The sequence below is a fragment of the Lysobacter enzymogenes genome (genome assembly GCF_023617245.1).
Taxonomy (GTDB): domain Bacteria; phylum Pseudomonadota; class Gammaproteobacteria; order Xanthomonadales; family Xanthomonadaceae; genus Lysobacter; species Lysobacter yananisis.
The window spans coordinates 1,195,694-1,222,191 of the sequence record NZ_CP067396.1 but is presented as its reverse complement, the minus strand read 5'-3'; the positions used below and the strand labels follow the sequence as shown (position 1 = coordinate 1,222,191).

The 26,498-nt window shown below is 71.5% G+C and carries 24 protein-coding genes; 15 read left to right on the top strand and 9 right to left on the bottom strand.

Annotated features, from left to right (window positions below; all coding sequences use genetic code 11):
- Positions 1–20: 20 nt before the first annotated feature.
- From JHW41_RS05265 to xerD, 3 genes are all read right to left on the bottom strand, one after another.
- On the bottom strand, positions 21–905 hold the full coding sequence (locus JHW41_RS05265) for a DsbC family protein (protein ID WP_057948855.1): 885 nt from the start codon (positions 903–905) through the stop codon (positions 21–23).
- Positions 906–1,360: 455 nt separating this feature from the next.
- Positions 1,361–2,248, bottom strand: coding sequence for a DsbC family protein (locus JHW41_RS05260; protein ID WP_250449255.1), 888 nt, complete (start codon positions 2,246–2,248; stop codon positions 1,361–1,363).
- A gap of 193 nt (positions 2,249–2,441) precedes the next feature.
- Positions 2,442–3,386 carry a site-specific tyrosine recombinase XerD gene (gene xerD / locus JHW41_RS05255; protein WP_078996011.1) on the bottom strand — a complete coding sequence of 315 codons (945 nt, stop codon included), beginning with the start codon at positions 3,384–3,386 and terminating at the stop codon, positions 2,442–2,444.
- A 127-nt stretch (positions 3,387–3,513) separates the two neighbouring features.
- On the opposite strand from xerD, the gene JHW41_RS05250 reads away from it, so the two are divergent.
- Complete coding sequence (locus JHW41_RS05250; RefSeq protein WP_078996012.1) at positions 3,514–3,993, top strand: RDD family protein; 480 nt, start codon at positions 3,514–3,516, stop codon at positions 3,991–3,993.
- Positions 3,994–4,162: 169 nt separating this feature from the next.
- Here the strand turns inward: JHW41_RS05250 and lptG are convergent, their stop codons facing one another.
- A complete protein-coding gene (gene lptG, locus JHW41_RS05245; RefSeq protein WP_250449254.1) occupies positions 4,163–5,263 on the bottom strand; it encodes an LPS export ABC transporter permease LptG in 1,101 nt (366 codons plus the stop codon).
- Positions 5,260–6,342, bottom strand: a complete 1,083-nt coding sequence (gene lptF, locus JHW41_RS05240) for an LPS export ABC transporter permease LptF (protein WP_057948859.1) — start codon at positions 6,340–6,342, stop codon at positions 5,260–5,262. The genes lptG and lptF overlap by 4 nt, the downstream gene beginning before the upstream one ends.
- Positions 6,343–6,644: 302 nt before the next feature.
- Here lptF and JHW41_RS05235 point away from each other — a divergent pair, with 302 nt between their 5' ends.
- From JHW41_RS05235 to JHW41_RS26420, 6 genes are all read left to right on the top strand, one after another.
- A complete protein-coding gene (locus JHW41_RS05235; protein ID WP_057948860.1) occupies positions 6,645–8,117 on the top strand; it encodes a leucyl aminopeptidase in 1,473 nt (490 codons plus the stop codon).
- A 15-nt stretch (positions 8,118–8,132) separates the two neighbouring features.
- Positions 8,133–8,438: a DUF6968 family protein gene (locus JHW41_RS05230; RefSeq protein ID WP_057948861.1), complete on the top strand. Its 306-nt coding sequence runs from the start codon at positions 8,133–8,135 to the stop codon at positions 8,436–8,438.
- A 6-nt stretch (positions 8,439–8,444) separates the two neighbouring features.
- Positions 8,445–8,870 (top strand): DNA polymerase III subunit chi, encoded by a 426-nt coding sequence (locus JHW41_RS05225; protein ID WP_057948862.1) that lies wholly within the window; start codon positions 8,445–8,447, stop codon positions 8,868–8,870.
- 141 nt (positions 8,871–9,011) lie between these two features.
- Positions 9,012–11,777 carry a valine--tRNA ligase gene (locus JHW41_RS05220; protein WP_250449253.1) on the top strand — a complete coding sequence of 922 codons (2,766 nt, stop codon included), beginning with the start codon at positions 9,012–9,014 and terminating at the stop codon, positions 11,775–11,777.
- 54 nt (positions 11,778–11,831) lie between these two features.
- Positions 11,832–12,014 carry a DUF6053 domain-containing protein gene (locus JHW41_RS26425; RefSeq protein ID WP_428995457.1) on the top strand — a complete coding sequence of 61 codons (183 nt, stop codon included), beginning with the start codon at positions 11,832–11,834 and terminating at the stop codon, positions 12,012–12,014.
- Positions 11,965–12,279: a DUF6053 domain-containing protein gene (locus JHW41_RS26420; protein WP_428995456.1), complete on the top strand. Its 315-nt coding sequence runs from the start codon at positions 11,965–11,967 to the stop codon at positions 12,277–12,279. Before JHW41_RS26425 ends, JHW41_RS26420 begins: the two co-directional genes overlap by 50 nt.
- Here the strand turns inward: JHW41_RS26420 and rimI are convergent.
- The 3 genes from rimI to pssA are packed head-to-tail and all read right to left on the bottom strand — an operon-like array spanning position 12,185 to position 13,904.
- Positions 12,185–12,679 (bottom strand): ribosomal protein S18-alanine N-acetyltransferase, encoded by a 495-nt coding sequence (gene rimI, locus JHW41_RS05215; RefSeq protein WP_250449252.1) that lies wholly within the window; start codon positions 12,677–12,679, stop codon positions 12,185–12,187. The genes JHW41_RS26420 and rimI overlap by 95 nt on opposite strands.
- Positions 12,676–13,113, bottom strand: coding sequence for a hypothetical protein (locus JHW41_RS05210; RefSeq protein ID WP_250449251.1), 438 nt, complete (start codon positions 13,111–13,113; stop codon positions 12,676–12,678). Before JHW41_RS05210 ends, rimI begins: the two co-directional genes overlap by 4 nt.
- A complete protein-coding gene (pssA, locus tag JHW41_RS05205; protein WP_078996017.1) occupies positions 13,110–13,904 on the bottom strand; it encodes a CDP-diacylglycerol--serine O-phosphatidyltransferase in 795 nt (264 codons plus the stop codon). The genes JHW41_RS05210 and pssA overlap by 4 nt, the downstream gene beginning before the upstream one ends.
- A 121-nt stretch (positions 13,905–14,025) precedes the next feature.
- Between pssA and JHW41_RS05200 the strand changes: the two genes are divergently transcribed.
- The 3 genes from JHW41_RS05200 to JHW41_RS05190 all read left to right on the top strand — a co-directional run bounded on the left by JHW41_RS05200 (position 14,026) and on the right by JHW41_RS05190 (position 17,279).
- The gene (locus JHW41_RS05200; RefSeq protein ID WP_078996018.1) at positions 14,026–14,487 is read left to right on the top strand and encodes a DUF4124 domain-containing protein; all 462 of its coding nucleotides are present in this window, start codon (positions 14,026–14,028) and stop codon (positions 14,485–14,487) included.
- Between the two features lie 235 nt (positions 14,488–14,722).
- Positions 14,723–16,441, top strand: a complete 1,719-nt coding sequence (locus tag JHW41_RS05195; protein ID WP_250449250.1) for a proline--tRNA ligase — start codon at positions 14,723–14,725, stop codon at positions 16,439–16,441.
- A 451-nt stretch (positions 16,442–16,892) separates the two neighbouring features.
- Complete coding sequence (locus JHW41_RS05190) at positions 16,893–17,279, top strand: H-NS family nucleoid-associated regulatory protein (protein ID WP_057948867.1); 387 nt, start codon at positions 16,893–16,895, stop codon at positions 17,277–17,279.
- 124 nt (positions 17,280–17,403) lie between these two features.
- Here JHW41_RS05190 and JHW41_RS05185 read toward each other — a convergent pair whose 3' ends face one another.
- Positions 17,404–18,654, bottom strand: a complete 1,251-nt coding sequence (locus JHW41_RS05185; RefSeq protein ID WP_057948868.1) for a threonine/serine ThrE exporter family protein — start codon at positions 18,652–18,654, stop codon at positions 17,404–17,406.
- Positions 18,655–18,792: 138 nt separating this feature from the next.
- Between JHW41_RS05185 and JHW41_RS05180 the strand changes: the two genes are divergently transcribed.
- The 5 genes from JHW41_RS05180 (at position 18,793) to JHW41_RS05160 (ending at position 26,171) form a co-directional block, all read left to right on the top strand.
- A complete protein-coding gene (locus JHW41_RS05180; protein WP_250449249.1) occupies positions 18,793–20,220 on the top strand; it encodes a sigma-54-dependent transcriptional regulator in 1,428 nt (475 codons plus the stop codon).
- Between the two features lie 4 nt (positions 20,221–20,224).
- The gene (locus tag JHW41_RS05175; protein ID WP_250449248.1) at positions 20,225–21,535 is read left to right on the top strand and encodes a sensor histidine kinase; all 1,311 of its coding nucleotides are present in this window, start codon (positions 20,225–20,227) and stop codon (positions 21,533–21,535) included.
- A 160-nt stretch (positions 21,536–21,695) separates the two neighbouring features.
- Positions 21,696–22,952 carry an efflux RND transporter periplasmic adaptor subunit gene (locus tag JHW41_RS05170; protein ID WP_250449247.1) on the top strand — a complete coding sequence of 419 codons (1,257 nt, stop codon included), beginning with the start codon at positions 21,696–21,698 and terminating at the stop codon, positions 22,950–22,952.
- Positions 22,953–22,999: 47 nt separating this feature from the next.
- On the top strand, positions 23,000–23,725 hold the full coding sequence (locus JHW41_RS05165) for an ABC transporter ATP-binding protein (RefSeq protein ID WP_425606404.1): 726 nt from the start codon (positions 23,000–23,002) through the stop codon (positions 23,723–23,725).
- A 10-nt stretch (positions 23,726–23,735) separates the two neighbouring features.
- Positions 23,736–26,171: an ADOP family duplicated permease gene (locus JHW41_RS05160; protein ID WP_250449246.1), complete on the top strand. Its 2,436-nt coding sequence runs from the start codon at positions 23,736–23,738 to the stop codon at positions 26,169–26,171.
- Positions 26,172–26,498: the final 327 nt, after the last annotated feature.

Below are 26,498 nucleotides of genomic sequence, written 5' to 3'. Positions count from 1 at the left end.
GCTGCCGGGGCGGGCCGGGCTTACAGGCCGCCGACCGGGGTCGCCACCGCCGCGGCCGGCTTGGCCGCGGTCTTGGACTCGGCCGCCAGCTTGTCCAGCGCCTCGCGCAGCTGCGCCGGCGGCACGTAGCCGCCGAGCTGGACGCCGTCGACGTTCAGGATCATCGGGGTGCCGGTCAGGCCGGCGCGCTGGCCGACTTCGTACTGCTGCTCGACCGAGTTCTTGCACTGCTTCGACGACACCGCGCCGTGGTCGGACTTGGCGTCGGTCAGGGCCTTGCGGCGGTCGGTCGCGCACCACACCGACACCATCTTCTTGTAGTCCTCGCTGCCGATGCCCATGCGCGGGAACGCCAGGTACTCCACCGCGATGCCCTGGCGGTTGTACTCGGCGATCTCGCTGTGCAGCTTGCGGCAGTAGCCGCATTCCACGTCGGTGAAGATGGTGACGGTGTGCTTGGGGTTCGGCGGGGCGAACACGATGCGCTCGCTGGCCGGGATGGTCTTGAGCAGGTCGCGGCGCATGCCGGCCAGGGTGTCTTCCATCACGTTGCGCTTGGCCTTGGTGTCGAACAGCGCGCCACCGGAGCCGGGCAGGAACAGGTAGCGGCCGTCGTCGCTGACGTAGACCACCTGGCCGCCGACCACCGCCTCGCGGAAGCCCGGCATCGGCGCCGGGCCGACCTTGTCGATGTCGACCTTCGGGTTGAGCGTGCGCACGGCTTCGACCGCGCGCGCGTCGGCGCTGCCGGCGGCGACCTTGGGCGCGTTGCCGGTCGGCACCGCCGGCTGGGCGGCGTCGGCCTTGGCCGGATCGGTCTTGGCCGCGGCGGCGGCGCCCTGCGGCGCCTGGGCACAGGCGGACAGGCTGATGGCGCCGAGCACGGCGAAGAGGATGCGCTTCATTTGCTGTGAATCCTTGGCGGGAGCGATGGGGCGTTGGACCGCCCGGGGGACGTTAGGTTCGGTCGATTGTGGCATGGAGGGGGTTTGCAGTTCGTGTTCCGCGACCCGGGTCACGTGGGCTTGGGCGGGCATCGGTCGCGGATTGGAATCGTCGCCGCGCGGCGGGTCCGGCCGGATTAGGGCCCGCCGCGCGCGCCTTCGGCCGCCGGCCGAACGCTGGCGCGGTGCGGGCGGGCACGCCGCCGGCGCGGGCCCGGAGCGGCAGCGGCCGCACGGGCGGAGCCTTGCCCGGCCGGCGTCTTGCCGCCCGCCTGTTGCCGCCCCCTGTGGGCGCGAACCGCATGCGGCGAGCGCGATGCGGCGATGCCCGCCCGGGCGGCGATACCCGGGCCTCGGGACGGGAGCGCCGGGACGTGTGCGCCGGGACTCGATCGCCGGGATTCAGCCTCCGCGACTCACGCGCCCCCAGCCGCCGACGCCGGCCCGGCCGCGCCCGCGGGCGGCGCCTTCGCCGCCCCCTTGGCCTCGGCCGCCAGGCGGTCCAACGCCTCGCGCAGCCGCGCCGGCGGGACATAACCGCCGAGCTGGACGCCGTCGGCGGTCAGCACCGTCGGCGTGCCGGTCTCGCCGACGCCGGCCTGCAGCCCGATCCGGTACTGCTGCTCGACCGTGTTCGGACACTGCCGGGCCGGCAGGTCGCGCCCGGCCTTGACCTCGGTCAGGGCCTTGCGCCGGTCGGCCGCGCACCACACCGACACCATTTTCTTGTAGTCCTCGGTGCCCAGGCCCATGCGCGGGAACGCCAGGTACTCCACCGCGATGCCCTGGCGGTTGTACTCGGCGATCTCGCTGTGCAGCTTGCGGCAGTAGCCGCATTCGGCGTCGGTGAACACGGTGACCGTGTACTTCGGGCTGGCCGGGGCGAACACGATGCGCTCGCTGGCGGGGATCGCCTTGAGCAGGTCGCGGCGCAGGCCGGCCACGGTGTCCTGGGTCAGGTTGCGCTTGGCCCGCAGGTTGAACAGCGCCCCGCCGGGCCCGGGCAGGAACAGGTAGTCGCCGTCGTCGCTGACATAGACCACCTGGGTGCCGGCGACCACCTCGCGGAAGCCCGGCATCGGCGCCGGGCCGACCTTGTCGATGGCGACCGCGGCGTTGAGCGAGCGCACCGCCGCGACCGCGCGCGCCTCGGCGCTGCCGGCGGCGACCTTCGGCGTGGCGGGCATCGCGGCCGCGACGGCCGGCTTGGCGGCCTCCGCCGGGTTCGCGACCGCGCCCTGCGGCGCCTGCGCGCAGGCGGACAGACTGGCGGCGCCGAGCATGGCGAGCAGGATGCGTTTCATGGCCTGGATTCCTTGGCGGATGGGCGAATCGACCGCCCGCGGCGGATCGGAGTTCAACCGCCGGTCGCGGGCCGCGCGTTCATTCCGACGTTCCGTGAGTCCGATCACGGCGGGTGCGCCAGCGTCGCCGTTCGCCGCCCCGCCCCGCGCAGGGGATCGCGCGCACGCCGCCGCCAGACGCCGCCACGCCGGATCAACCGCGCGGATGGTGCTTCGCGTGCAGGCGCTTGAGCTGCTCGCGCGCGACCAGGGTGTAGATCTGGGTGGTCGACAGCGAGCTGTGCCCGAGCAGCAACTGCAGCGCGCGCAGGTCGGCGCCGCGATTGAGCAAATGGGTGGCGAAACTGTGGCGCAGGCCGTGCGGGCTGATCCGCGCGGGGTCGATGCCGGCCGCGGCGGCGTAGCGCTTGACCAGGTGCCAGAACGCCTGCCGGCTCGGCGCTTCGCCGCTGGGCTCGATGAACAACGGCGCCAGCGCGCGCTTGCCGGCCAGGGTCGGCCGCGCCTGCGCGAGGTAGCGCTCCAGCCAGTGCTGGGCCTCCTCGCCCAGCGGCACCAGCCGCTCCTTGCTGCCCTTGCCCATCACCCGCAGCACGCCCTGGCGCAGGTTGATCGCGGTCGCCGGCAACTGCACCAGCTCGCTCACGCGCAGGCCGCAGGCATACATCAGTTCGAGCATGGCGCGGTCGCGCAGGCCCAGCGGCTGTTCGATATCCGGCGCGGCCAGCAGTGCGTCGATCTGACTCTCGGCCAGCGCCTTGGGCAGCGAGCGCGGCAGTTTCGGCGGCGCCAGCAACGCGGTCGGGTCGTCGCGGCGCAGGCCGCGGCGCAGCCGGTAGGCGTAGAACGCGCGCAGCGCCGACAACAGCCGCGCATTGCTGCGCGGCGAATAGCCCTCGCGGGTGCGCCAGGCCAGGTAATCGAACAAGGCCGCGCGGTCGGCGCCGGCCAGCCCGCGCCCGTCGCGCCAGCGCGCCAGGCCCTCCAGGTCGCGGCGATAACTGTGCAGGGTCTGCTGGGCGAGGCCGCTTTCGGCCCAGATCGCATCCAGGAACGAGGCGATCGCATCGGCATCGGCCGGCTCCAGCGGCGGCAAGGCCATGGCGAGGACGCGGCGGTCGGCAGGGGTGGAGGTCATGGGGCGAGCTTAGGGCACAGGAGCGAGCGTGGAGGAGTGAGGAGTGAGCGAAAGCGGAAAGCAGGCGTTTGCGGCTTTCGCTCACTCCTCGCTCCTCCACGCTCGCTCCTGCCTTTATCCTGCCGCGATGACTCAACCCGCCGCCGCCACAGCCCCCGACCGCCCCGCCGCCCTGATCGGCTGGCGCCTGCTCTCGCTGTTCTACGACTTCTGGCCGGTGCTGGCGCTGTGGATGCTGATCGGCGCGGTGATGGTGGCGGCATTCACCGTCGCCGGGCACGACACCCACGAGAACATCCGGCCGCTGACCGCTTGGTGGTTCCTGGAATGGGCGCTGTGCTGGCTCGCCGCCGGCGGCTACGCCACGTTGAGCTGGCGCCGCGGCGGCCAGACCCTGGGGATGCGGCCGTGGCGGCTGCGGGTCGGCGCCGCCGAGGGCGGCGTGCCGGGCTGGAAGGCGCTGTGGCTGCGCTACGCGGTCGGCACGCTGTCGCTGGCGCTGGGCGGACTGGGATTCTGGTGGGCCTGGTTCGACCGCGACCGGCTCACCTGGCACGACCGCGCCAGCGGCACGCGCACTTCGCGCCTGCCCAAGCGCCCGCGCTGATCGGCCGCCACCTTTAGGAGCGACGCGAGTCGCGACCGCGCAACCGCGGACGCGCCAGCGCCATCACGACCCTGGCGAAATCACGGCGAACTGCGGCTTGGGTCGCGGGTGCGGTGTCGCGGTCGCGACTTGCGTCGCTCCTACAGGGAGATGCCCACCGGCGTTGCGGCTAGCCCGACCGTCGTCGGAACAAGAACGCCGACACCGACAGCATCACCACGGTCGGCATCAGATAGGCCAGGCGGAAGTCGAAGCGGAACACCTTGGCCAGTTCGACGAACTGGTTCTGCAGCAGCCAGAACATCAGCGCGAACACGATGCCGATGAACAAGCGCTTGCTCATGCCGCCGCTGCGCAGGCTGCCGAAGGCGAACGGCACCGCCGCCAGGCACAGCGCCAGCACGTTGAGCGGGTAGAACCAGCGGCCCCAGTAGTGGGCCTCGAACTCGCCGGCGTCGAGCTGGTTGCGCTGGCGATCCTCGATCGCCTTGTGCAAGGCGGTGGCGCTGAGGTAGCGCGGCCGGTTGGTGCCGCTCATCAGCGCCGAGCTGTCGAGCTTGGACTCCCAGCGTTCCTCGGCGATGTGCTTCTTCTCCGCCGATTTCTCGTGGAAGGTGGTGCGGGTGACGTCGCGCAGCAGCCAGCCGCCGGGGCGGTGCTCGGCCACGCCGGCCACCGCGATCGACACCAGCCGCCCGTCCGGGCCGAACTGGTACAGGTTGACGTTGCGCAGTTCCAGCCAGCGGTCGGCGCCCTGGCTGCGCTCCTGGCCCTGGCTGGCGGCCAGGATTACGTCGCCCTCGCGCGCCCACAGGCCGGAGTACTCGGCGACCACCTGGTTGTTGGACTTGGCCGCGGCCTTGAGGCTCTCGGCGCGGCGCTGCGCGGCCGGCGCCAGGGTCTCGCCGTTGAACACCATCAGCAAGGTCAGCAGCGCCAGTGCGCCGGCCACCGCGATGCTGAGCCGGCGCCGCGACAGGCCGACCGCGCGCAGCACGGTCAGCTCCGAGGTCGAGGCCAACTGGCCCAGCGCCATCAGCGAACCGACCACCGAGGCGTAGGGGAACAGCGCGTAGGCGCGGCGCGGCACGGTCAGGGCCATGTAGGCCAGCGCCTGCATGATCCCGTAGCGGCCCTTGCCGATGTCGCCGAATTCGCCGACGAAGCTGAGCATGAAGTCCAGGCCCAGCAGCACCGCCCAGGTCAGCAGCACGGTGCTGAGCACCACCCGGCCGACATAGATGTCGTGGATCTTCGGGAAGGGCTTCATGCCGCCGCTCTCCGCCGGCCGACCCGGCCGTCGCGCAGGTACATCCACGACGCCACCGCCAGCAGCGGCACGCTCAGCCACCACAGGCCGAGCGGGCCGGGAATCTTGCCGTCCTCGAGCCAGCCGGTGCCCATCATCATGAAATTGAAGCCGATCAGGTACGCCAGGAAGCCGATCAGCATGCTGCCGTAGCGGGCCTGGCGCGGCGTGCTGCGCGCCAGCGGGATCGCCAGCAGGGCGAAGGCCAGCGCCATCAGCGGCGGGGTCAGGCGGTAGTGCAGCTGGGCGTTGGCCTCGCGGCGCGGATCGCCGATCAGCTGCAGCGTGGTCAGCATTTCCGGCGACTTGGGATCGTAGCGGTCCTCGTTGGCCGGCAGCAGCACGTCGTTGCGCTTGTAGCGCATCAGCCGGTAGTTGAGGTCGCCGTTGTCGGGCCCTTCGACCTCGAAGCCGTCGTCCAGGGTCAGGTAGCGCTCGCCGTTGGCGTCGACGGTGAGGCGGCCGGTCTTGGAGGTGGTGACGTCGCGGCGGTCGGGCTTGGCGCGGTAGATGAAGACCCGGTCGAAGCTCTTGCCGTCGTTGGACATGCCGCCGACGTAGATCACCCCGTTGCCGTTGGGCAGGCCGGTGAAGGCGCCCGGCTCCAGCCCGGCCACCACCAGGCTGCGGTTGGCCTCGTTGATCATCGCCCGCGAGGAGCGGTCGGCCCAGGGGCCCAGCCACATCGAGCAGGCGCCGACCAGCAGCACGATCGGCCCGGCCACCAGCAGCAGCGGCCTGAGCAGCCGGCGCGGGCCGACGCCGACCGAGGCGATCACCGGCATCTCCGAATCGCGGTACAGCCGGCCCATGCCCAGCATCAGCCCCAGCAGCAGGGCCAGCGGCAGGATCAGCGGCAGCCACTTGATCAGGACCAGGCCCAGCTGGACCAGCATCAACCCGGCCGGGACCTTGCCCTTGGCGATGTCCTCGAGCACGTCGGTGAAGGCGCCGCCGACGCAGACGATCAGCAGCACCACCAGGGTGGCGAAGATCGCCTGGGCGAATTCGCCGGTCAGGTAACGGTCAAGCTTCTGCATGAGGCGTGGGGGCGCGCTTCGGAATGGGCTTCGGCATCGGGCGGGCTTGCTTTAAACTCGGGGGTTCGTTCGACGGCTGGCCTGCCCTCGCCGCCCGGCGACCGGTCCGATTCCGGTCCCGGAACGCCATGGCGGGCCTGGCCCCGGTCGCGAATCCTTCCGCGCCCCGCGTCGCCGGCCTTCCGCCGGTTCCGCGGTCCGCCCCGCAAGGCATGCCGCAGGGCATGCGTTCTCAGGATCGGCCTCGGCATAGCCGGACGATTGTACGTACTCACCTTCCTATCTGCTCGGGAATCTGTTGGATGACCCTCGAATTCGACCTGAACCGCGACGCTGCGGCCGCCGCCCAAACCGATTGCGTCGTGGTAGGCGCCTTCGCCGACAAGACCCTGACCGCTGCGGCGCGAACGCTGGATGAAGCCAGCGGCGGCCGCCTGACCGTGCTGCTGGAACGCGGCGACATCAGCGGCAAGACCGGCAAGACCGCGCTGCTGCACGACGTGCCCGGCGTGGCCTCGCCGCGCGTGCTGGTGGTGGGCCTGGGCGAGCCGGGCAAGTTCGGCGTGGCCCAGTACCTCAAGGCGGTCGGCGACGCGGCGCGCGCGCTCAAGGCCGGCCCGGTCGCGCACGCGCTGCTGACCCTCAGCGAAGAGCCGGTGGCCGGCCGCGACGCCGCCTGGGCGATCCGCCAGGCCGCCATCGCCGCCGATCACGCCTGCTACCGCTACACCGCCACGCTCGGCAAGAAGAAGGACGAGCCGGGCCTGCGCAAGCTCTCCATCGCCGGCGGCGACGCCGCCGCGCTCGCCCACGGCCAGGCCATCGCCGCCGGCGTGCAGTTCGCGCGCGAGCTCGGCAACCTGCCGCCGAACGTCTGCAACCCGGCCTACCTGGCGCAGCAGGCCAGCGAGTTCGCCGGCCGCTTCGCCAACACCGAGTGCGAAGTGCTCGACCGCGCGCAGATGCAGGAACTGGGCATGGGCTCGCTGCTCGCGGTGGCGCGCGGCTCGGCCAATCCGCCGAAGCTCATCGTGCTCAAGTACAGCAACGGCGGCGACGCCAAGCCCTATGTGCTGGTCGGCAAGGGCATCACCTTCGACACCGGCGGCATCAACCTCAAGGTCCAGGGCGGCATCGAAGAGATGAAGTTCGACATGTGCGGCGCGGCCTCGGTGATGGGCGCGTTCGTCGCGGCCGTGGGCATGCAGCTGCCGATCAACCTGGTGGTGATCGTGCCGGCGGTGGAGAACATGCCCGACGCCGACGCCTACCGTCCGTCCGACGTGCTGACCAGCATGTCCGGCAAGACCATCGAGGTCGGCAACACCGACGCCGAGGGCCGCCTGATCCTGTGCGACGCGCTGACCTACGCCCAGCGCTTCGAACCGCAGGCGCTGCTCGACGTGGCCACCCTGACCGGCGCCTGCGTGGTCGCCCTGGGCAAGTTCGCGACCGGCCTGATGAGCAAGCACGACGACCTCAGCGCCGAGCTGATCGGCGCCGGCGAGCAGGTGTTCGACCGCGCCTGGCGCCTGCCGCTGTGGGACGAGTACCAGACCCAGCTCGAATCCAGCTTCGCCGACGTCTACAACATCGGCGGCCGCTGGGCCGGCGCGATCACCGCCGGCTGCTTCCTGGCCCGTTTCGCCGAAGGCCAGCGCTGGGCGCACCTGGACATCGCCGGCGTCGCCAGCGAAGAAGGCAAGCGCGGCCTGTCGACCGGCCGGCCGGTCGGCATGCTGTCGCAGTGGCTGCTGGAGCGCGGCGGCGCCTGAGCGCCGCGCACGGGCATGTGGCTGGCCGAACGCCGTCTGCGCAGGGTCGCGGCCGATGGTTCGGTAGCGACGGTGCGGGTCCGCATCGGCCAGCCGCGGACCCACCGCGACGACTGCGTCTGCGCGGTCGAGCTCGACAGCGGCTCCGGCCCGGCTTCGCGCCATGAGATCCATGGCGTGGACGCCTGGCAGGCGATCGTCCTGGCGATGGGCTTCGCCCGCGCCATGCTGCAGGCGCAGTTGCGGCAGGGACACCGCCTGCTGTGGCCCGACGACGACGAACCCTACGCGCTCGACGACCTCTTTCCCTCCGCAAAGTAAGCACCCATGCCCCGCGCCGACTTCTACCTGATCCAATCGCCGCGCTTCAAAGAAGAGCCGATGCGCCTGGTGTGCGAACTGGCGCGCAAGGCCCACGCCGCCAGCCTGCCGACCCTGATCCTGGCGCGCAGCGCCGAGCAGGCCGAGCAGCTCGACGACATGCTGTGGGACATGGGCGAGGACGCCTACATCCCGCACCAGATCGCCGGCATGGACGAGGACGAGGACGAGGCCGACGTGCTGATCGCCGCGCCCGACCACGACCCCGCGCTGCGCGCGCTGGTGATCAACCTGCGCGACGCCGCGGTCGCCGACGGCTTCGAGCGCGTGCTCGAAGTCGTCCCCGCCGACGACGGCGCGCGCGGCCCGCTGCGCGAGCGCTGGAAGCAGTACCAGGCGCGCGGGTTGCAGCTGAACAAGCACGACATGTAGCCGCACGGCGAGGCGCGACGGCGATGGGAGCTAACCGCAACGGTTGTTCACCACGGCCTTCGCCCTCACCTTCGACCTAACGATTTCCCCGCTCGCGCTGTCCCCGCCTTTCCCATTCCTTTCATTGCCTGCCCTGACCCTATGTCCCTCGAGTCCAGCTACGATCCCAAACAGTTCGAAGCCCGCCTGTACGAACAGTGGGAAAGCAGCGGCGTATTCAAGCCGCGCGGCGAGGGGCCGGCCTACACCATCCTGCTGCCGCCGCCGAACGTCACCGGCACCCTGCACATGGGCCACGCGTTCCAGCACACCCTGCAGGACGCGCTGATCCGCTACCACCGCATGCTCGGCTGCGACACCTTGTGGCAGATGGGCACCGACCACGCCGGCATCGCCACCGAGATGGTGGTGGCGCGCAATCTCGGCCAGGAAGGGCTGACCCGCGACGGCCTCGGCCGCGAGGGCTTCATCGAGAAGGTGTGGGAGTGGAAGCAGCACTCCGGCGGCACCATCGAGCGGCAGATGCGCCGCCTCGGCGCGTCCGGCGACTGGTCGCGCTCGATGTTCACGATGGACCCGATCGCGTCCAACGCGGTGGTCGAGGCGTTCGTGCGCATGCACGAGCAGGGCCTGATCTACCGCGGCCAGCGCCTGGTCAACTGGGACCCGGTGCTGAAGACCGCGATCTCCGACCTGGAAGTCGTCAACGAGGAAGAGAACGGCTTCCTGTGGTCGATCTCCTATCCGCTCAGCGACGGCAGCGCGACGCTGGTGGTCGCCACCACGCGTCCGGAAACCATGCTCGGCGACACCGCGGTCATGGTCCACCCCGACGACGAGCGCTACGCGCACCTGATCGGCAAGACCGTGAAGCTGCCGCTGAGCGAGCGCGAGATTCCGGTCATCGCCGACGCCTACGTCGACCGCGAGTTCGGCACCGGCGTGGTCAAGGTCACCCCGGCGCACGACTTCAACGACTACGCGGTCGGCCAGCGCCACAACCTGCCGCTGATCAACATTTTCACCCTCGACGCGAAGGTCAACGGCAACGCGCCGGCGAAGTACGTCGGCCTGGACCGTTTCGACGCGCGCAAGGCGGTGCTCGCCGACCTAGAGGCGCTGGGCCTGCTGGTCGAGACCAAGGACCACAAGCTGCAAGTGCCGCGCGGCGACCGCACCAACCAGGTGATCGAGCCCTACCTGACCGACCAGTGGTTCGTGAAGATGGACGGCCTGGCCGCGCGCGGCCTGGAAATCGTGGAAAAGGGCGAGGTGCGCTTCGTTCCGGGCAACTGGATCAACACCTACCGCCACTGGATGGAGAACATCCAGGACTGGTGCATCAGCCGCCAGTTGTGGTGGGGCCACCGCATTCCGGCGTGGTACGACGACGCCGGCGCGATCTACGTCGGCCGCGACGAAGCCGACGCGCGCGCGCGCGCCGGACTCGGCGCGGACGTCGCGCTGCGCCAGGACAACGACGTGCTGGAGACCTGGTTCTCCTCGGGCCTGTGGCCGTTCAGCACCCAGGGCTGGCCGGACGAGGCGGCGATGGGCGCGCGCGGTTTCGAGCGCTACCTGCCGACCAGCGTGCTGGTCACCGGGTTCGACATCATCTTCTTCTGGGTCGCGCGCATGATCATGCTGACCGACCACTTCGTCGGCGTGGTGCCGTTCAAGGACGTGTACATGCACGGCCTGGTGCGCGACAAGGACGGGCAGAAGATGTCCAAGTCCAAGGGCAACGTGCTCGATCCGCTCGACCTGATCGACGGCATCCCGCTCGAGGACCTGGTCGCCAAGCGCGTCTCGGGCCTGATGCAGCCGAAGATGGCCGAGAAGATCGAAAAGGCCACGCGCCGCGAATTCCCCGAAGGCATCCCGGCGTTCGGCGCCGACGCGCTGCGCTTCACCATCGCCGCGCTGGCCACCCACGGCCGCGACATCAAGTTCGACCTCGGCCGCGCCGAGGGCTACAAGAACTTCTGCAACAAGCTGTGGAACGCCACCCGCTTCGTGCTGATGAACACCGAGGGCGCGAGCTTCTCCGGCGCGCCGCAGCCCAGGACCGACGCCGAGCGCTGGATCCTGGCGCAGCTGGCCAAGACCGCGGACGAGGCGCAGGCCCACTTCGCCGCCTACCGCTTCGACCTGCTCGCCCAGAGCCTGTACGAATTCGCCTGGAACGCCTACTGCGACTGGTTCGTCGAACTGTCCAAGCCGGCGCTGCAGGGCGAGGACCGCGCCGCCGCCGACAGCACCCGCCACACCCTGCTGTACGTGCTCGAACGGCTGCTGTCGCTGCTGCACCCGCTGATTCCGTTCGTGACCGACGAACTGTGGCAGCAGATCGCGCCCAAGCTCGGCCTGGACGAGGCGACGGTGATGCTGCGGCCGTACCCGCGCGCCGCCGACATCGCCGGCGGCGATGCCCAGGCCGAGGCCGACGTGGAGTGGCTCAAGGCGATGGTGTCGGCGCTGCGCAAGGTGCGCAGCGAGCTCAACGTCAAGCCGTCCGACGCGGTCTCGCTGCTGCTGGCCAAGGGCGACGCCAGCGATCGCGAGCGCAGCGCGCGCTTCGCCTCGCAGCTGCGCTTCCTCAACAAGCTCGACCGGATCGAGTTCGTCGAGGACGCGGCGTCCGCACCGCCGGCCGCGGCGGCGGTGGTCGGCGAACTGACCCTGCTGGTGCCGCTGCCGGCGGAGAAGCTCGACGCCGAGCGCGTGCGCCTGGACAAGGAAAGCAAGCGCGTGGCCGGCGAGATCGACAAGTGCAAGGCCAAGCTCGCCAGCGACACCTTCGTGCAGAACGCGCCGCCGGCGGTGGTGGAACAGGAGCGCAAGCGCCTGGTCGACTGGACCGCGATGCTGGAAGAACTGGCGGCGCAGCGGCGCAAGCTGGACTGAGTCCGGGCGTTTGGGATCGACGAAAAAGCCGCGACTTGGTCGCGGCTTTTTCGTATGCGTCCGGCGGTCGGCTTTCTGCCTTGCGCAGCGACCGGACACAAGAGCGTCGGGCCTGAAGGCCCTCCCACGACCAGCCAAGCGACCCAGGAGCCCGGGACTCGCTCTTGTGGGAGGGGCTTCAGCCCCGATGCCTTCCGATCAGCGCCCGGCGACCCGACACAAAAGCATCGGGCCTGAAGACCCTCCCACGCCCGCCGGGCGGCGTCGGAGCCCGGGACTCGCTCTTGTGGGAGGGGCTTCAGCCCCGACGCCTTCCGATCAGCGCTCGGCGACCCGACACAAAAGCATCGGGCCTGAAGGCCCTCCCACGAAACATCGAGCCCGCAGGACCCTCCCCCAACGGCCGCTCACTCCTGCGCGAGCAATTCGATCGCCATCACCAGCGCGTCCTCGCGCCCGCCGCGGGCCGGGTAGTAGCGCGGGCGGCGGCCGATCTCGTTGAAACCTTCGCTGTGGTACAGCGCGATCGCGCCGGGGTTGGACGGGCGCACTTCCAGGAACACCCGCTCGGCGCCGCGGCCGCGGGCGATGCGCAGCAGCGCGCGCAGCAGCCGGCGGCCGTGGCCGCGGCCGTGCGCTTCGGGCGCGACGCAGACGTTGAGCACGTGCGCCTCGCCGGCGGCCACGCTCATCAGGAAATAGCCGATCACGCGGCCGGCGTCGGTCAGCACCCAGGACGGATAGTCCGCGCGCAGGCAGTCGCGGAAGATGCCCGGGGTCCAGGGGAATTCGTAGGCGCGGATCTCGATGGCGTGGACCGCGTCGAGGTCGTCCTCGCGCATCGGCCGCAGTCCGGTCGGCGCGGCGCTGGCGTCCTCCAGGTCCGGCGCCAGCGCGCTCATCCGCGCGCGCCCCGGCGCAGCGCGCGCAGGCGCGGCCACAGCGCGCGCTTGGCGGCGGGCGCGCGCAGGGCGTCCGGATCGAACAGGGCCTGCACCTCGGGGTCGCCCGATGCGCGCCGGGCGGCACGCAGCAGGTTGCGCAGCAGCGCGCTCTCGGCGCCCTGGTTGCGCTGTCCCTGTGCGCCGGCGTTCGCGCGTCCGCCATCGCCGCGCGCCGGTTCGCCGCGTTCGTCCGCGCGCCGGTCGGCGCAGGGCGCGCCGCGGTTCGGCGTCTCGTTCGGGGCGCGGGCCGCGGCGCGATCGCGCTCGCTTGCGCGCGCGTCCTCGCCTGCGTCGCGGGACGGCGCAGTCGGCTCGTCGCCGGCCAGGGCCAGCACCGAGTAGCCCATCGCCTGCAGCCACTCGCGCTGCTGCGCGTCCCACAGCCCGCTCATGCCGCCCCCGCTCCGCCGGCCGGCGGCGACGGCGTTTCCGGCGTGCGCCGCAGCCGGCGCCAGAGCGCCTGCACCGGCCCGGACAAGGCATAGGGCGCGAAGATCGCCAGCAGCACCCGCGGCGGGTCGATGGCGATCGCCACCAGCACCGCCACCACCACCAGGATCGCCAGGAACGGCACCCGGTCGTTGCGCGGGCCGCTGCCCTTGAAGCTGACGTAGCGCACCCGGCTGACCATCAGCAGGCCGGCGAGCACGGTCACCGCGAGCGCGGCGTAGCGCAGTTCCTCGCCGGACAGGTCGAAGCTGTGGCAGGTCCACACGAAGCTCGCCACCAGCCCGGCCGCGGCCGGGCTGGCCAGGCCGATGAACCAGCGCTTGTCGACCTGGCCGACCTGGGAATTGAACCGGGCCAGGCGCAGCGCCGCGCAGGCGGCGTAGAGGAAGGCGCCGACCCAGCCGATCTTGCCGGGGATGACCCCGTCGAGCTTGGTCGCCTCCAGCGCCCAGTGGTACATCACCAGCGCCGGCGCCAGGCCGAAGCTGATGAGGTCGGCGAGCGAGTCGTACTGCACGCCGAATTCGCTCTGGGTGTTGGTCAGCCGGGCGACCCGGCCGTCCACGCCGTCGAGGATGGCGGCGACGAAGATCGCCACGCAGGCCTCGTCGAAGCGGCCCTGGGTGGCGGCGATGATCGCGTAGAAACCGGCGAACATGCCGCCGGTGGTGAACAGATTGGGCAGCAGGTAGATGCCGCGTCCGCGCGGGCGGGGCGTGGGTTGGGGTTCCATAACTGGGAAGTGTAGCGCTTGCCGTCGTCATGGCAGGATGCTGCAATTCCGTTTCCCCCCGCCGTACCGCGGCCTGGTCCGCGTTTTCCGACGTTCCGCTGCCCCGCTTCCGGAGCCATCCATGTCCCGCACGTCCCGCATTTCCGCCCGTCGCGCCCTGCCGGCGCTGGGCCTGGGCGCCATCCTGGCCGCCCTGACGGCCTTCCCGGCCGCCGCCACCGACCTGTACCAGTGGAAGGACGCCCAGGGCGTCACCCACTATTCCGACTCGCCCCCGCCGGCCCAGTCCGGCAGCGGCCAGGTCAAGAACCGGGTGATCCGCAACAAGAGCGGCACCCCGAGCCAGACCGCCGCCGCCAGCGCGCCGGCCGAGAACAGCCAGTGCACGTCCGCGCGCGCCAACCTCAAGCAGTTGCAGAGCTCGGCCCAGGTCGGCGTGGACAACGACGGCGACGGCAAGCCCGACAGCGCGCTCGACGCGCAGCAGCGCGCCGCCCAGGTGCAGTTGGCCGAGGCCTCGATCCGCGCCTACTGCACGCCGGCGCCGGCCGCCGCCGGGCAAACGGGCGAACCCAAGGCCTGACCCGGGCCGCGGGGCGCGCCCGGCGCGCGCCTCGCCGCCGCAGACCGCCGCCTCGCGCGGCGGTTTTTTTTCGCCCGCCGCCGGCCGCGGCCTCTTGCACGGCCCCGAACCCCGGCGACGTGGTCTTTCCGCCGCGCGCTGCGCGAGCCGTCGGCGCCCACGCCGGCCGGCCGCGGCAGCCCGCGCCGCGCGCGTGGCACACTGTCGCCCTTTCCCAGCCCACGAATCCCGACCGATGCGCCTGTCGCAGTTCCACCTCCACACCAGCAAGGAAACGCCCGCCGAAGCCGAGATCGTCAGCCACAAGCTGATGCTCAAGGCCGGCATGATCCGCAAGCTCGCCGCCGGCTTGTACACCTGGTCGCCGCTGGGCCTGCGCGTGCTGCGCAAGGTCGAGCGCGCGGTGCGCGAGGAGATGGCGGCGGCCGGCGCGATCGAGGTGCTGATGCCGGCGGTGCAGCCGCGCGAGCTGTGGGAGGAAACCGGCCGCTGGGAGAAATTCGGCGGCCAGCTGCTCAAGGTCAAGGACCGCAAGGAGGCGTGGTACTGCGTCGGGCCGACCCACGAAGAGGTCATCACCGATTTCGCCCGCAACGAACTGGCCAGCTACAAGCAGCTGCCGGTGAACTTCTTCCAGATCCAGACCAAGTTCCGCGACGAGATCCGCCCGCGCTTCGGGGTGATGCGCGCGCGCGAGTTCCTGATGAAGGACGCCTACTCCTTCCATCTCAGCGATGAGGACCTGGGCCGCGAATACCGCAACATGTACGACACCTACGGCCGCATCTTCACCCGCCTGGGGCTGAAGTTCCGCGCCGTGTTCGCCGACACCGGCGCGATCGGCGGCAGCGCTTCGCACGAGTTCCACGTGCTGGCCGATTCGGGCGAGGACGCGATCGCCTTCTCCGACGGCTCCGACTACGCCGCCAACGTCGAACTGGCCGAGGCGGTCTCGCCGGGCCCGCGCGCGGCCGCGGCCGAGGACCTGCGCAAGGTCGAAACGCCGGTGCAGAAGACCTGCGAGGACGTCGCCGCGCTGCTCGGCATCGACCTGCAGCGCACGGTCAAGTCGGTGGCGATCGTGGGCGTCGACGCCGACGGCGCGGCGCAGTTCGCGCTGGCGCTGGTGCGCGGCGACCACGTGGTCAACGAGATCAAGCTGTCCAAGCTCGCCGGCCTGGCCGAGTATCGCCTCGCCACGGAAGCGGAAATCCTCGAACACCTCGGCGCGCAGCCGGGTTTCCTGGGGCCGGTCAAGCCGGTGCGCGCGATCCGTATCGTCGCCGACCGCAGCGTTGCGGCGATGGCCGACTTCGTGGTCGGCGCGAACGACAACGGCTACCACCTCGCCGGGGTCAACTGGGGCCGCGATCTGGCCGAGCCGGACGAGATCGCCGACATCCGCAACGCGGTCGCCGGCGATCCCTCGCCCGACGGCCGCGGCACGCTCGGCATCGCCCGCGGCATCGAGGTCGGCCACGTGTTCCAGCTGGGCCGCAAGTACGCCGAGGCGATGAAACTGACCGTGCTCGACGAAACCGGCAAGGCCGCGACGCCGGCGATGGGCTGCTACGGCATCGGCGTGTCGCGCATCGTCGCCGCGGCGATCGAGCAGAACTTCGACGACGCCGGCATCGCCTGGCCCGAGGCGATGGCGCCGTGGCAGGCGGTGGTGTGCGTGATCAATCCCAAGAACGATGCCGGCGTGGCCGAGGCGGCGCAGGCGCTGTACCAGGACCTGCTCAAGGCCGGCGTCGACGCCGCCCTGGACGACCGCGGCCTGCGCCCCGGCGCGATGTTCGCCGACATGGAGCTGATCGGCGTTCCGCACCGCGTGGTGGTGTCCGAGCGCGGCCTGGCCGCCGGCAGTTTCGAATACCGCCACCGCCGCAGCGATGCGGCGGAGAATCTCGACCGCGCCGCGGTGCTGGCGCGGATCGGCGCCGGCGCCTGAGTCCGCCGCGGCGCCGGGGATTTTCCCGGCGCCCGCCGGACGCGACCGGGTTCGGCCGCGACCGAACCCGGCCCGGCTCGCCCAAGCAGGTTTCGTGCCCGATTTAGATAACCGCGGTCGCGTTGTGCGAAATCCAACCGCCATAACCGCGGCATACCGCGCCGCAGCAATGCCGCCGCCGCGGATTCAGCCCGCTTCGGCCCGCCTCGCCTCGCCCCAAGCCGCCGCCCGCCCACTGGTGCGCTGCGTTTCCAGCACCCGCGCGCTCTCGCGCCCACCGCCGCCGGCGCCTGGATTTACCCCCATGCCGGCGCCGAGGAATACCGCGCGCCACCTGTTAAATATGCCGGGCAATATCCCGTTCGGCATTTACGCCGCCCCGGCCCTGCCTTTACTATGCTGCCGCGCGCCAGGGACTGGCCGTTATTCCGACCATACTCCCGGAGGCTCCATGACGATCGACATCTCTGCGTTGTCCGCGAAAGAACTGGAAAATCTGATCAGCCAGGCCAAGAAGCGCAAGACCACCCTCAACAAGCGCAAACCGCTGGCCGCGGTGCGCAAGAAAGTCGTCGCCCTGCTCAAGGCCGAAGGCTACGCCCTGGAAGAACTGTTCGGCGGCGCCGCTCCCGCCGCGCGCGCCGGCCGTCCGGCCAAGGCCGCCAAGAGCGCCGCCCCGGCCGCGCGCAAGGCGCGCAAGCCGCTGGGCAAGGTCGCGCCGAAGTACCGCAACCCGGCCAATACCGGCGAAACCTGGACCGGCCGCGGCAAGCAGCCGCGCTGGCTGGCGGCGTACACCGCCCAGGGCAAGAAGCTGGAAGACTTCCTGATCAAGTAATCGGGACTGAAAAGCAAAATCCCCCGAAACCGCCGGCCTCGAGCCGGCGTTTTCATTTGCTCTCGTCTTTTTCGAACACGCCGCCCGATCCGAGACGAATCAACGCGCACGATCCCCCATCGCGCTACAGATTCCGCCGCGACGGCAACAACAGATTCCCGAATATCAATCCCGCGATCAGCGCCAGCAGGATATTCACCACCGCCAGCACCGCGTCCTGCCCGACCTGCACGTCCTGCTGCTGCAGCATGTTCAGCAGCCCGCGCAGGCTGACGCTGCCGGGCACCAGCAAGATGATGCCGGGCACGCGCAGGATCGCGCCGGGCCGGTTGCCCCAGCGCGCGTAGGCGTTGCCCAGCGCGGTCATGACCAGCGCGGCCAGGAAGATTCCCGCCGGACTGCCCCAGGCCAGGCCGACGAAACGCGAGATCAGATAACCGCCGGCGGCCGCGGCCATGACCTTGGGATAATCGGCGCGATGGGCGCGGAACAACACCGCGAACGCGTACGAGGCCACCGCCAGCCCGGCCCATTCGACCCAGCCGTCCTGCGGCCGCCACGCGCGCACCACCGGTTCCAGGCCGACCAGGTCGGCCAGGTACAGGCCGATCACCGTGCCCACCGCGAGTTTCACCACCGTCGTCACCGCACCGGCGAAACGCGCGGTGCCCGACACCAGGTGCTGGCTGGTCAGTTCGTTGACCGCGTTGGTCAGCGCCATACCCGGCAACAGCACGATCAGCGACGCGATGATCACCGTGTTCTGGTTCAGCGGGGCGACGAAGTTGGCCACCAGCACCACCGCCGCCGCCGCGAACATGCCGGCGATGGCCTCCAGCGCCTCGCGCAGGCGCGGGCGCTGGCCGGACACGTCGACCAGCAGGCCGATCATCAGGCCGTTGACCGCGGCCACGCCGATGTCCAGCCACGGCAGCCGCAGCAACGCCGCCACCGCGCCGGCGGCCAGGCCGTAGCCGAACACCTGCATCGCCCGCCAGCGGCGCGTGCGCGGGCGGTCCAGCGCTTCCAACGCGGCGTGGCCGGCGGCCAGGTCCAGGCGCCCGGCCATCACGTCCTCGGCGATGCGGTCGGTCTCGCTGAGCCGGTACAGATCGTTCTCGCCCGGCGGCAGGCGGATGACCCGGGTGGTGTCGCTGTCGCCCATCGGCCGCTGCGGGTCGCTGAAGGTCAGGATCAGCCCGGTCGGATTGGACCAGGGCTCGCACTCCAGCCGCAGCTTCTGCGCCACCGAGGTGACCGCCCCCTCCAGCCGCTGCGCGGTGGTGCCGTAGCTGTGCAGGCGTTCGGCCAGCTCGACCACGAAGGCGATGCGGGCGGCGTAGCTGGTGGCGCTGAGCGGATGCGGGACGGACATATCGGCAAAGCATGGCACGCGCGCGCGCGCTTGGGCAGCGGCGGCGCGCTCGCCATCCGCGCAGCGACAGGGCATGCTGGGCCGTCGCTCGCGCATCGCGGCGCGGCGCATTCCGCCCCTTCCACCGACCACCGGCCCATGGACGACGCAGCGGTCAGCCACAGCCCACGCAAGCCGGCGCGCGCAGCGCCGCCGCGGCGCGTGCTGATCGTCGAGGACGACGCCGACGTCGCCCAGGCGCTGCGCCTGCTGCTGGTCTCCGACGATTACCAGGCCGACATCGCGGCCTCGCCGGACGAGGCCGCGGCCCGGATCGAAAGCGCGCAGTACGCCGCCGCGATCGTCGACATGAACTACCGCCGCGACACCACCTCCGGCGGCGAGGGCCTGCAGCTGATCGCGCGCCTGCGCGCGGCGGCGCCGCAGCTGCCGGTGCTGGCGATGACCGCCTGGGCCAGCGTCGGCCTGGCGGTGGAGGCGATGCGCGTGGGCGCGGCCGACTTCATCGAGAAACCGTGGAGCAACGTGCGCCTGCTGCAAGTGCTGGCGACCCAGATCGCGCTGCACCGCAGCCATCTCAACGAACAGCGCCTGAGCGCGGCGCAGACGCTGCTGCTGGCGCACGACGGCGAGTTCGTGGCCGAATCGCCGAGCATGCGCGCGGCGGTCGAATCGCTGCGGCGCATCGCCGGCACCGACGCCAACGTGCTGCTGCTGGGCGAGAACGGCACCGGCAAGACCCTGATCGCGCAGAAGCTGCACGAGTGGTCGCCGCGCGCGGCGCGCGCGTTCGTCAAGGTCAACGTCGGCGCGCTGGCGCCGGGCGTGTTCGAATCGGAACTGTTCGGCCACGTCCGCGGCGCCTACACCGACGCCAAATCCGAGCGCGCCGGCCGCTTCGAGCTGGCCGACGGCGGCAGCCTGTTCCTCGACGAGATCGGCACCGTGCCGGCGGCGCAGCAGGCGGCGCTGCTGCGCGTGGTCGAGGACGGCGAGTTCGAGCGCGTGGGCTCCTCGCGCACCCAGCGCGCCGATGTCCGCCTGATCGCGGCGACCAACCTCGACCTGGCCCACGAGGTGCGCGAGAGCCGCTTCCGCCAGGACCTGCTGTACCGCCTGAACACTTTCGAGATCACCCTGCCGCCGCTGCGCGAGCGCGACGCCGACATCGTGCCGCTGGCGCGCCTGTACCTGGCCCAGGCCGCGGCCCGTTACCGGCGCGAGCCGCCGGCGCTGAGCGCGGCGGCGGAACGCGCGCTGCTACGCTACCCGTGGCCGGGCAACGTGCGCGAGCTGGCCCACGCGATGGAACGCGCCGCGCTGCTCGCGCGCGGCGCGCAGTTGGACGCGGCCGAGCTGCAGTTGCGCGGCGGCGGCGGCGCCGACGGCGACGAGCCGGATTGGAGCCGGATCACCCTGGAACAGGCCGAAGCGCGCCTGATCCGGCAAGCGCTGGAGCGCCACGGCGGCAACCTGCAGCGCGCCGCCGACCAGCTCGGCATCACCCGCCAGAGCCTATACCGGCGGCTGGAAAAGCACGGCCTGAGCGCGCCGGAAGAGCGCTGACCCGATGCGTTCGCGCGCCCTGCTCGCCGCCGCCGCGATCGCCTCGCCCGCGCTGGCGGCGCTGGGCCTGGTGCTGATCGCCGGGCGCCCCGACGGGTTCGTCGGCGCGGCGCTGATGGCGCTGGTGCTGGCGCTCACCGCGACGATCGCGTTGAGCCTGCGCCCGCGCGAACCGCACCGCCTGCGCACGCTCGGCACCCTCGCCGACGCGCTGCGCGACGGCGACTACGGCGTGCGCGTGCGGCCGCCCGCCGGCCCCGGCGGCTACGCCGAGCTCGCCGCCACCCTCAACGCCCTGGCCGACCACCTGCAGCGCGAACGCCACGACCTGCACGAAACCCTGCAACTGCTCAGCAAGACCCTGGCCGGCCTGGACGGCGCGGTGCTGACCTTCGAGGCCGACGGCCGGCTGAAGCTGATCAATCCGGCCGGCGCGCGCCTGCTCGGCGCCGACGCGACCGCGCTGGTCGGCCGCACCTGGAGCGAACTGGGCCTGGGCGAGCTCATGCGCGCCGACCCCGAAGCCCCGGCCAGCCGGGTGCGCGCGTACGAGTTCCCGGCCCGCGGCGGGCGCTGGCAGATCACCCACAGCCCGCTGCGCAGCCGCAGCCTGGCCGGCCACCTGCTGGTGGTGCAGCCGATCGAGCAGGCCCTGCGCGAGGAAGAAACGCAGGCGTTCGAACGCCTGCTGCGGGTGCTCGGCCACGAGATCAACAATTCGATGACCCCGATCATCTCGCTGGCCGACACCCTGCAACGGCTGATCGAACGCGGCGACGCCGGCGACGACGTCCGCGCCGGCCTGCGCCTGATCGGCGAGCGCGCGCAGTCGCTGCAGCGCTTCATCGCCGGCTACGCCGCGCTGGCGCGGCTGCCGCGCCCGCAGCCGCACGCGGTGTCGCTGCGCGCGGCCTGCACCGATGCGGCCGCGCTGCTGGACCGCTGCGGCGCGCGCATCGTCCTGGACGAGGGCGACGACCTGTGCGTGCGCGCCGACCGCGATCAGTTGCAGCAGGCGCTGATCAACCTGTTGCGCAACGCCGCCGAGGCCGGCGGCGAGGACGAGATCCGGGTGCGCTGGAGCGCCGAGGACGGACGCGCGCTGGTGCGCATCCTCGACCGCGGCCACGGGCTGCCGGCCAGCGACAATCTGTTCGTGCCCTTCTTCACCACCAAGCCCGAGGGCTCCGGCATCGGCCTGGTGCTGTCGCGGCAGATCGTGGAAGCGCAGGGCGGCCGGCTGAGCCTGCGCAACCGCGACGACGGCCACGACGGCGCGGTGGCCGAACTGGAACTGCCGCTGTGGGCGGCATGAGCGGCGCGGCACCGGCCCGGCGGCGGCCGCGACCGTAGCGGGCGCGACCGCAAACGGACGGTGCGATGTCCGATTCCGGACGGTCGCGGTGTCGCTCCCACACAGGATCAGACACTTAGACGTTCATCGGCGCTGGCACGCTCCTTGCGTGGAACCCCGCATGGACATCGCCAAGTCGCCCGCCGCCCGCCGCCCGTTCTGGAAACGCCACCGCCTCGCGCTGGCCGCCGCCGCGGCGCTGGCGCTGTGCGCCGTGGCGGCGCTGTGGAGCCTCGGCCAGGCCATGCCGAGCGTGGCCCGCACCCAGGTGTGGATCGACGACGCCCGGCGCGGGCCGATGCAGGTCGAGATCCGCGCCAGCGGCACCCTGGTGCCCAAGGACATCCGCTGGATCACCGCCGGCACCACCGCCACCGTGCAACAGGTGGTGGTGCTGCCCGGCGCGCGGGTGGAACCCGACACCGTGGTGCTGCGCCTGTTCAATCCGGCCGCCGCCGCCAACCTCGGCAAGGCCGAGGCGGCGCTGGCCGGCGCCGAGGCCGACGTCGCCGCCAAGCGCACCGCGCTGACCTCCGAACTGCTCGACCATGAGTCGACCCTGGCCGAGGCCGAGTCGACCTTCCGGATCAACCAGATGAAGGCCGACGCCTCGGTGCTCGGCGAACAGAAGGGCGTGATCTCGCGGCTGGAAGCGCGCCAGGCCACGATCACCGCCGACCAGAACCGGCAGTTGCTGGAGATCCAGCGCAAGCGCTCCGCCGCGTTCCGGCAGAACGTGCAGGCGCAGATCCGCGCGTCCGAGGCCCAGCGCGACGGCGCCCGCAGCGCGCTGGAGATCGCCCGCCAGGAGGCCGCCTCGCTGGTGGTCGTCGCCGGCATCTCCGGCATCCTGCAACAGGTGGTCGCCGAACCCGGCCAACAGGTCGCCGCCGGCGCCAACCTGGCGCGGGTCGCGCGGCCGGAAGCGCTGCTGGCCCGGCTCAGCGTGCCGGAGGTCCAGGCCAAGGACCTGGTGCTCGGCCTGCCGGTCAACATCGATACCCACAACGGCGTGGTCGAAGGCCGCATCGGCCGGATCGACCCGGCGGTGCGCGACGGCAGCGTCGCCATCGACGTGGAACTGGCGTCCAAGCTGCCGCCCGGCGCGCGCCCGGACCTGTCGGTGGACGGCCGCATCGTGCTCGGGCTGCAGAAGGACGTGGTCAGCATCGGCCGGCCGCCGCTGGCCGCGCCCAACAGCGTGTCCAGCCTGTTCGTGCTGCCCGCCGGCGCGGACGTGGCGCGGCGCACCAGCGTGACCTACGGCGCGGCGTCGAGCGACCGCATCGCGGTGCTCGCCGGCCTGCGCAACGGCGACCGCGTGATCCTGTCCGACACCAGCCAGTGGAACCAGTTCGAAGCCCTTCGCATCCGCTAACCGGAGTTGTCCCCGTGGCCCAATCGCACGACCGCCCGTCCGAGCCGCTGATCCGCCTGCAGGCGCTGCAGAAGGTGTTCCACACCGACGAACTGGAGACCCACGCCCTGTCGCAGGTCTCGCTGGAGATCGCGCGCGGCGATTTCGTCGCCATCACCGGCCCGTCCGGCTGCGGCAAGTCGACCCTGCTGTCGTTGCTGGGCCTGCTCGACGGCGCCGACGGCGGCCAGTACTGGCTGCAGGGACGCGATGTGACCGAACTGGGCAACGCCGAGCGCGCGCGCATCCGCAACCGCCAGATCGGCTTCATCTTCCAGTCGTTCAACCTGATCGCCGATCTGAGCGTCGAGGAGAACGTCGAGCTGCCGCTGACCTACCGCGACGACATCGACAAGGCCCAGCGCAAGCGCCAGGTGCGCGAGGCGCTGGACCTGGTCGGCATGAGCCACCGCCTGCAGCACTACCCCGGCCAGCTGTCCGGCGGCCAGCAACAGCGCGTGGCGGTGGCGCGCGCGCTGGCGGGGCAGCCGGCGATCCTGCTCGCCGACGAACCCACCGGCAACCTCGACAGCCGCAACGGCGAGGCGGTGGTGCAACTGCTGGAGCAACTGCACCGCGCCGGCGCCACCTTGTGCATGGTCACCCACGACGCGTCCTTCGCCCAGCGCGCGCAGCGCATCGTGCACATGCTCGACGGCAAGATCGTCGACGAAGACGCCTTCGAACGCCTGCGCCACCACTACGACGCCATGCCGGCGTTGGCCGAAGCCTGAGGCGCGCGCGATGAAAGCCGACGTGGCGATCGCCGAAGCCTGGCAGACCTGGCGCGCGCTGCTGCGCCGCCCCGCTTACCTGACCCTGGCCGCGGCGACGCTCGCGCTGGGCGTGGCCACCACCGCCGCGGTGTTCTCGCTGATCGACCAGGCCTTGCTGCGGCCGTTGCCGTTCCCGCAATCGCAGCAGTTGGTCACCCTCGGCGCGGCCCAGGGCGACGGCACCAACGTCGCCTCGCCGCTGCTGTTCGCGCGCCTGCGCGAGCTGCCGCAGCTGCGTTCGGCCGGATTGATCACCGGCTACCGCTCCACCACCAACCTCTCCAGCGGACAGGCGCCGGTGGTGGCCGCGACGGTCAGCGCCGACCGCGGCTTTCTCGACACCCTCGGCCAGCCGCTGGCGATGGGCCGCAACTTCAGCGCCGAAGAAGACCGCAAGAACGGGCCGGCCGCGGTCATCGTCAGCCACGCGTTCTGGATCGGCCACTTCGGCGGCGATCCGGGCCTGCTCAACCGCACCCTGCGCCTGGAAGGCCGCCCGGCGACCGTGGTCGGCATCCTGCCCGCCGATTTCCAATGGCCGATCGCGTTCGACCTGATGCTGCCGATGCAGCTGCCGTCGAATCCCGAGTCGGCGGCGACCAACGAGTTCCTGGTCGCGCGCATGCGCGAGGGCGTCGACGCCGGCGCGCTCAGCGTCCAGGCCGACGCCTCGATCAAGGCTGCGCTGAACGAACGCCGCGCGGCGATCGGCGAGAACGCCTACCGCAATTTCGCCGACCAGCGCTTCGACGCGCAGCCGCTCAAGCACAGTTTCACCAGCACGTCCGGCGCGACCCTGCTGCTGTTCGCCGGCGCCGCCGCCTGCGTGCTGCTGATCGTGGCGATCAACCTGACCAACCTGATGGCGCTGCGCGCGATCGCCCGCAGCCACGCGACCGCAGTGCGCGCGGCGATGGGCGCGCCGACCTCGCGCCTGGTCCTGCCGGCGCTGATGGAGGGCGCGCTGATCGGCGCGCTCGGCGCGCTGATCGGCGTGGCCCTGGCCTGGGTCGCGCTGACCCTGATGGCGGCGCTGGTGCCGCCGGAATGGCTGCGCGGCGCGCAGGTCCGCTTCACCGCGCTGTCGTGGCTGTTCGCGGCGGTCACCGCGCTGTCGGTCGCTTCGCTGGCGGCGTTGTTCGGCGTCTGGCGCGGACGCGGCGCCAACCTCGCCCATGAGCTGGTCGGCGGCGGCCGCGGCGGCTGGAGCCGCGCGGCCGGTCGCCTGGGCCGCGCGCTGGTGGTCGCGCAGATCGCCATCGCGGTGGTGCTGCTGACCGCGGCCGCGCTGTTCTCGCGCAATCTCTATTCGCTGGCGACCACGCCGATGGGCTTCGACGCGGCGCCGGTGCTGACCTTCAGCCTGTCGCCGGTGAAGACGCTGTATCCCGACACCGCCGCGGTCGAGCGGCAGACCCGGCGCTTCCTCGAACGGCTGGCGCGGCTGCCCGGGGTGCAGGCGGTCGGCGCCTCGACCAACCTGCCGACCGGCTCGCAGCTCAACATGCCGGTGGGCCTCGCCGACGGCCGCCAGATCGGGCCGCAGTACCGGCCGGTCAGCGCCGGCTTCCTCGACGCGCTGCGCGTCCCGCTGCGCGCCGGACGCGGCCTGGACGATCGCGACCGCGCCGGCGGCGAGCCGGTGTGCCTGGTCAGCGAGTCCTTCGCCCAGCGCTATCTCAGCGGCAATCCGCTCGGACAGATCCTGCACGGACCCGACCGCGGCGAACGCACGGTGGCGATGCGCATCGTCGGCGTGGTCGGCGACGTGCGCCAGTACGGCCCCGGCGAAGCGCCGCCGCCGGTGGTGTACGTGCCGCTGGCGCAGATTTCCGACGAGGTGTGGACCACCCTGCGCGATTTCGCCCCGCTCAACTACGCGCTGCGCGTGGCCGGCGCGCCGCAGACCTACGAGCCGCAGCTGCGCGCGGCCATGGCCGAGATCGACGCGGACCAGCCCATCGCCAACGTGCGCGGCATGGACGCGGTGGTCGCCGGCACGACCGACCAGCAACGCCTCGCGCTGCTGCTGGTCGGCGTGTTCGCGGCGATCGCGCTGCTGCTCGCGTCGATCGGCCTGTACGCGGTGACCTCGGTCGTGGTCGGCGCGCGCCAGCACGAGTTCGGCGTGCGCGCCGCGCTCGGCGCGCAACCGGCGAGCCTGCTGCGGCTGGTATTGAAGGACGCGGCGCTGCAGGTCGGCCTGGGCCTGTTGATCGGCCTGATCGCGGCGCTGGCGCTGTCGCGATTGATCCAGGGCTTCTTGTATGGCGTCAGCGCGGCCGACCCGCTGGCCATCGCCGCGGTGCTCGCGGCGTTGGCGTCGGCCGGCTTGCTCGCCAGCATCGCGCCGGCGCTGCGCGCATCGCGGGTGCACCCGATGCAAGTGTTGCGCGCGCCTTGATCCACTGCGAGCCATGATGTTTCGCGCGCGCAACATGCTGGAAAACACGTACGGTCGTGTTGCGCAGCGCGATCTCGCACATTGCTTGATTCGCGATGAAAATCACGAAAAACATCATAAAAGACACAGCGCTACGATTGACAGCGATACACGCGCAAACGATTCTGAGTTCATCAAGGACACAACAGACAGGACGTCGAAACCACTGCGCACCAGGCACCGCGTTCGCGAGAACGCATCCTTGCATCGATAGCGGCGAAAGATTCCGCCTCTGCCGATCGCGGCCGAACTCCCCTTCGGCGATAAGCCCTCGCGCGCAGCGCAACA

Bases quoted from the DNA above. Each gene is read 5' to 3' on its own strand.
- JHW41_RS05265 (WP_057948855.1), bottom strand. From the start codon at position 905: ATGAAGCGCATCCTCTTCGCCGTGCTCGGCGCCATCAGCCTGTCCGCC.
- JHW41_RS05260 (WP_250449255.1), bottom strand. From the start codon at position 2,248: ATGAAACGCATCCTGCTCGCCATGCTCGGCGCCGCCAGTCTGTCCGCC.
- xerD (WP_078996011.1), bottom strand. From the start codon at position 3,386: ATGACCTCCACCCCTGCCGACCGCCGCGTCCTCGCCATGGCCTTGCCG.
- JHW41_RS05250 (WP_078996012.1), top strand. From the start codon at position 3,514: ATGACTCAACCCGCCGCCGCCACAGCCCCCGACCGCCCCGCCGCCCTG.
- lptG (WP_250449254.1), bottom strand. From the start codon at position 5,263: ATGAAGCCCTTCCCGAAGATCCACGACATCTATGTCGGCCGGGTGGTG.
- lptF (WP_057948859.1), bottom strand. From the start codon at position 6,342: ATGCAGAAGCTTGACCGTTACCTGACCGGCGAATTCGCCCAGGCGATC.
- JHW41_RS05235 (WP_057948860.1), top strand. From the start codon at position 6,645: ATGACCCTCGAATTCGACCTGAACCGCGACGCTGCGGCCGCCGCCCAA.
- JHW41_RS05230 (WP_057948861.1), top strand. From the start codon at position 8,133: ATGTGGCTGGCCGAACGCCGTCTGCGCAGGGTCGCGGCCGATGGTTCG.
- JHW41_RS05225 (WP_057948862.1), top strand. From the start codon at position 8,445: ATGCCCCGCGCCGACTTCTACCTGATCCAATCGCCGCGCTTCAAAGAA.
- JHW41_RS05220 (WP_250449253.1), top strand. From the start codon at position 9,012: ATGTCCCTCGAGTCCAGCTACGATCCCAAACAGTTCGAAGCCCGCCTG.
- JHW41_RS26425 (WP_428995457.1), top strand. From the start codon at position 11,832: ATGCGTCCGGCGGTCGGCTTTCTGCCTTGCGCAGCGACCGGACACAAG.
- JHW41_RS26420 (WP_428995456.1), top strand. From the start codon at position 11,965: ATGCCTTCCGATCAGCGCCCGGCGACCCGACACAAAAGCATCGGGCCT.
- rimI (WP_250449252.1), bottom strand. From the start codon at position 12,679: ATGAGCGCGCTGGCGCCGGACCTGGAGGACGCCAGCGCCGCGCCGACC.
- JHW41_RS05210 (WP_250449251.1), bottom strand. From the start codon at position 13,113: ATGAGCGGGCTGTGGGACGCGCAGCAGCGCGAGTGGCTGCAGGCGATG.
- pssA (WP_078996017.1), bottom strand. From the start codon at position 13,904: ATGGAACCCCAACCCACGCCCCGCCCGCGCGGACGCGGCATCTACCTG.
- JHW41_RS05200 (WP_078996018.1), top strand. From the start codon at position 14,026: ATGTCCCGCACGTCCCGCATTTCCGCCCGTCGCGCCCTGCCGGCGCTG.
- JHW41_RS05195 (WP_250449250.1), top strand. From the start codon at position 14,723: ATGCGCCTGTCGCAGTTCCACCTCCACACCAGCAAGGAAACGCCCGCC.
- JHW41_RS05190 (WP_057948867.1), top strand. From the start codon at position 16,893: ATGACGATCGACATCTCTGCGTTGTCCGCGAAAGAACTGGAAAATCTG.
- JHW41_RS05185 (WP_057948868.1), bottom strand. From the start codon at position 18,654: ATGTCCGTCCCGCATCCGCTCAGCGCCACCAGCTACGCCGCCCGCATC.
- JHW41_RS05180 (WP_250449249.1), top strand. From the start codon at position 18,793: ATGGACGACGCAGCGGTCAGCCACAGCCCACGCAAGCCGGCGCGCGCA.
- JHW41_RS05175 (WP_250449248.1), top strand. From the start codon at position 20,225: ATGCGTTCGCGCGCCCTGCTCGCCGCCGCCGCGATCGCCTCGCCCGCG.
- JHW41_RS05170 (WP_250449247.1), top strand. From the start codon at position 21,696: ATGGACATCGCCAAGTCGCCCGCCGCCCGCCGCCCGTTCTGGAAACGC.
- JHW41_RS05160 (WP_250449246.1), top strand. From the start codon at position 23,736: ATGAAAGCCGACGTGGCGATCGCCGAAGCCTGGCAGACCTGGCGCGCG.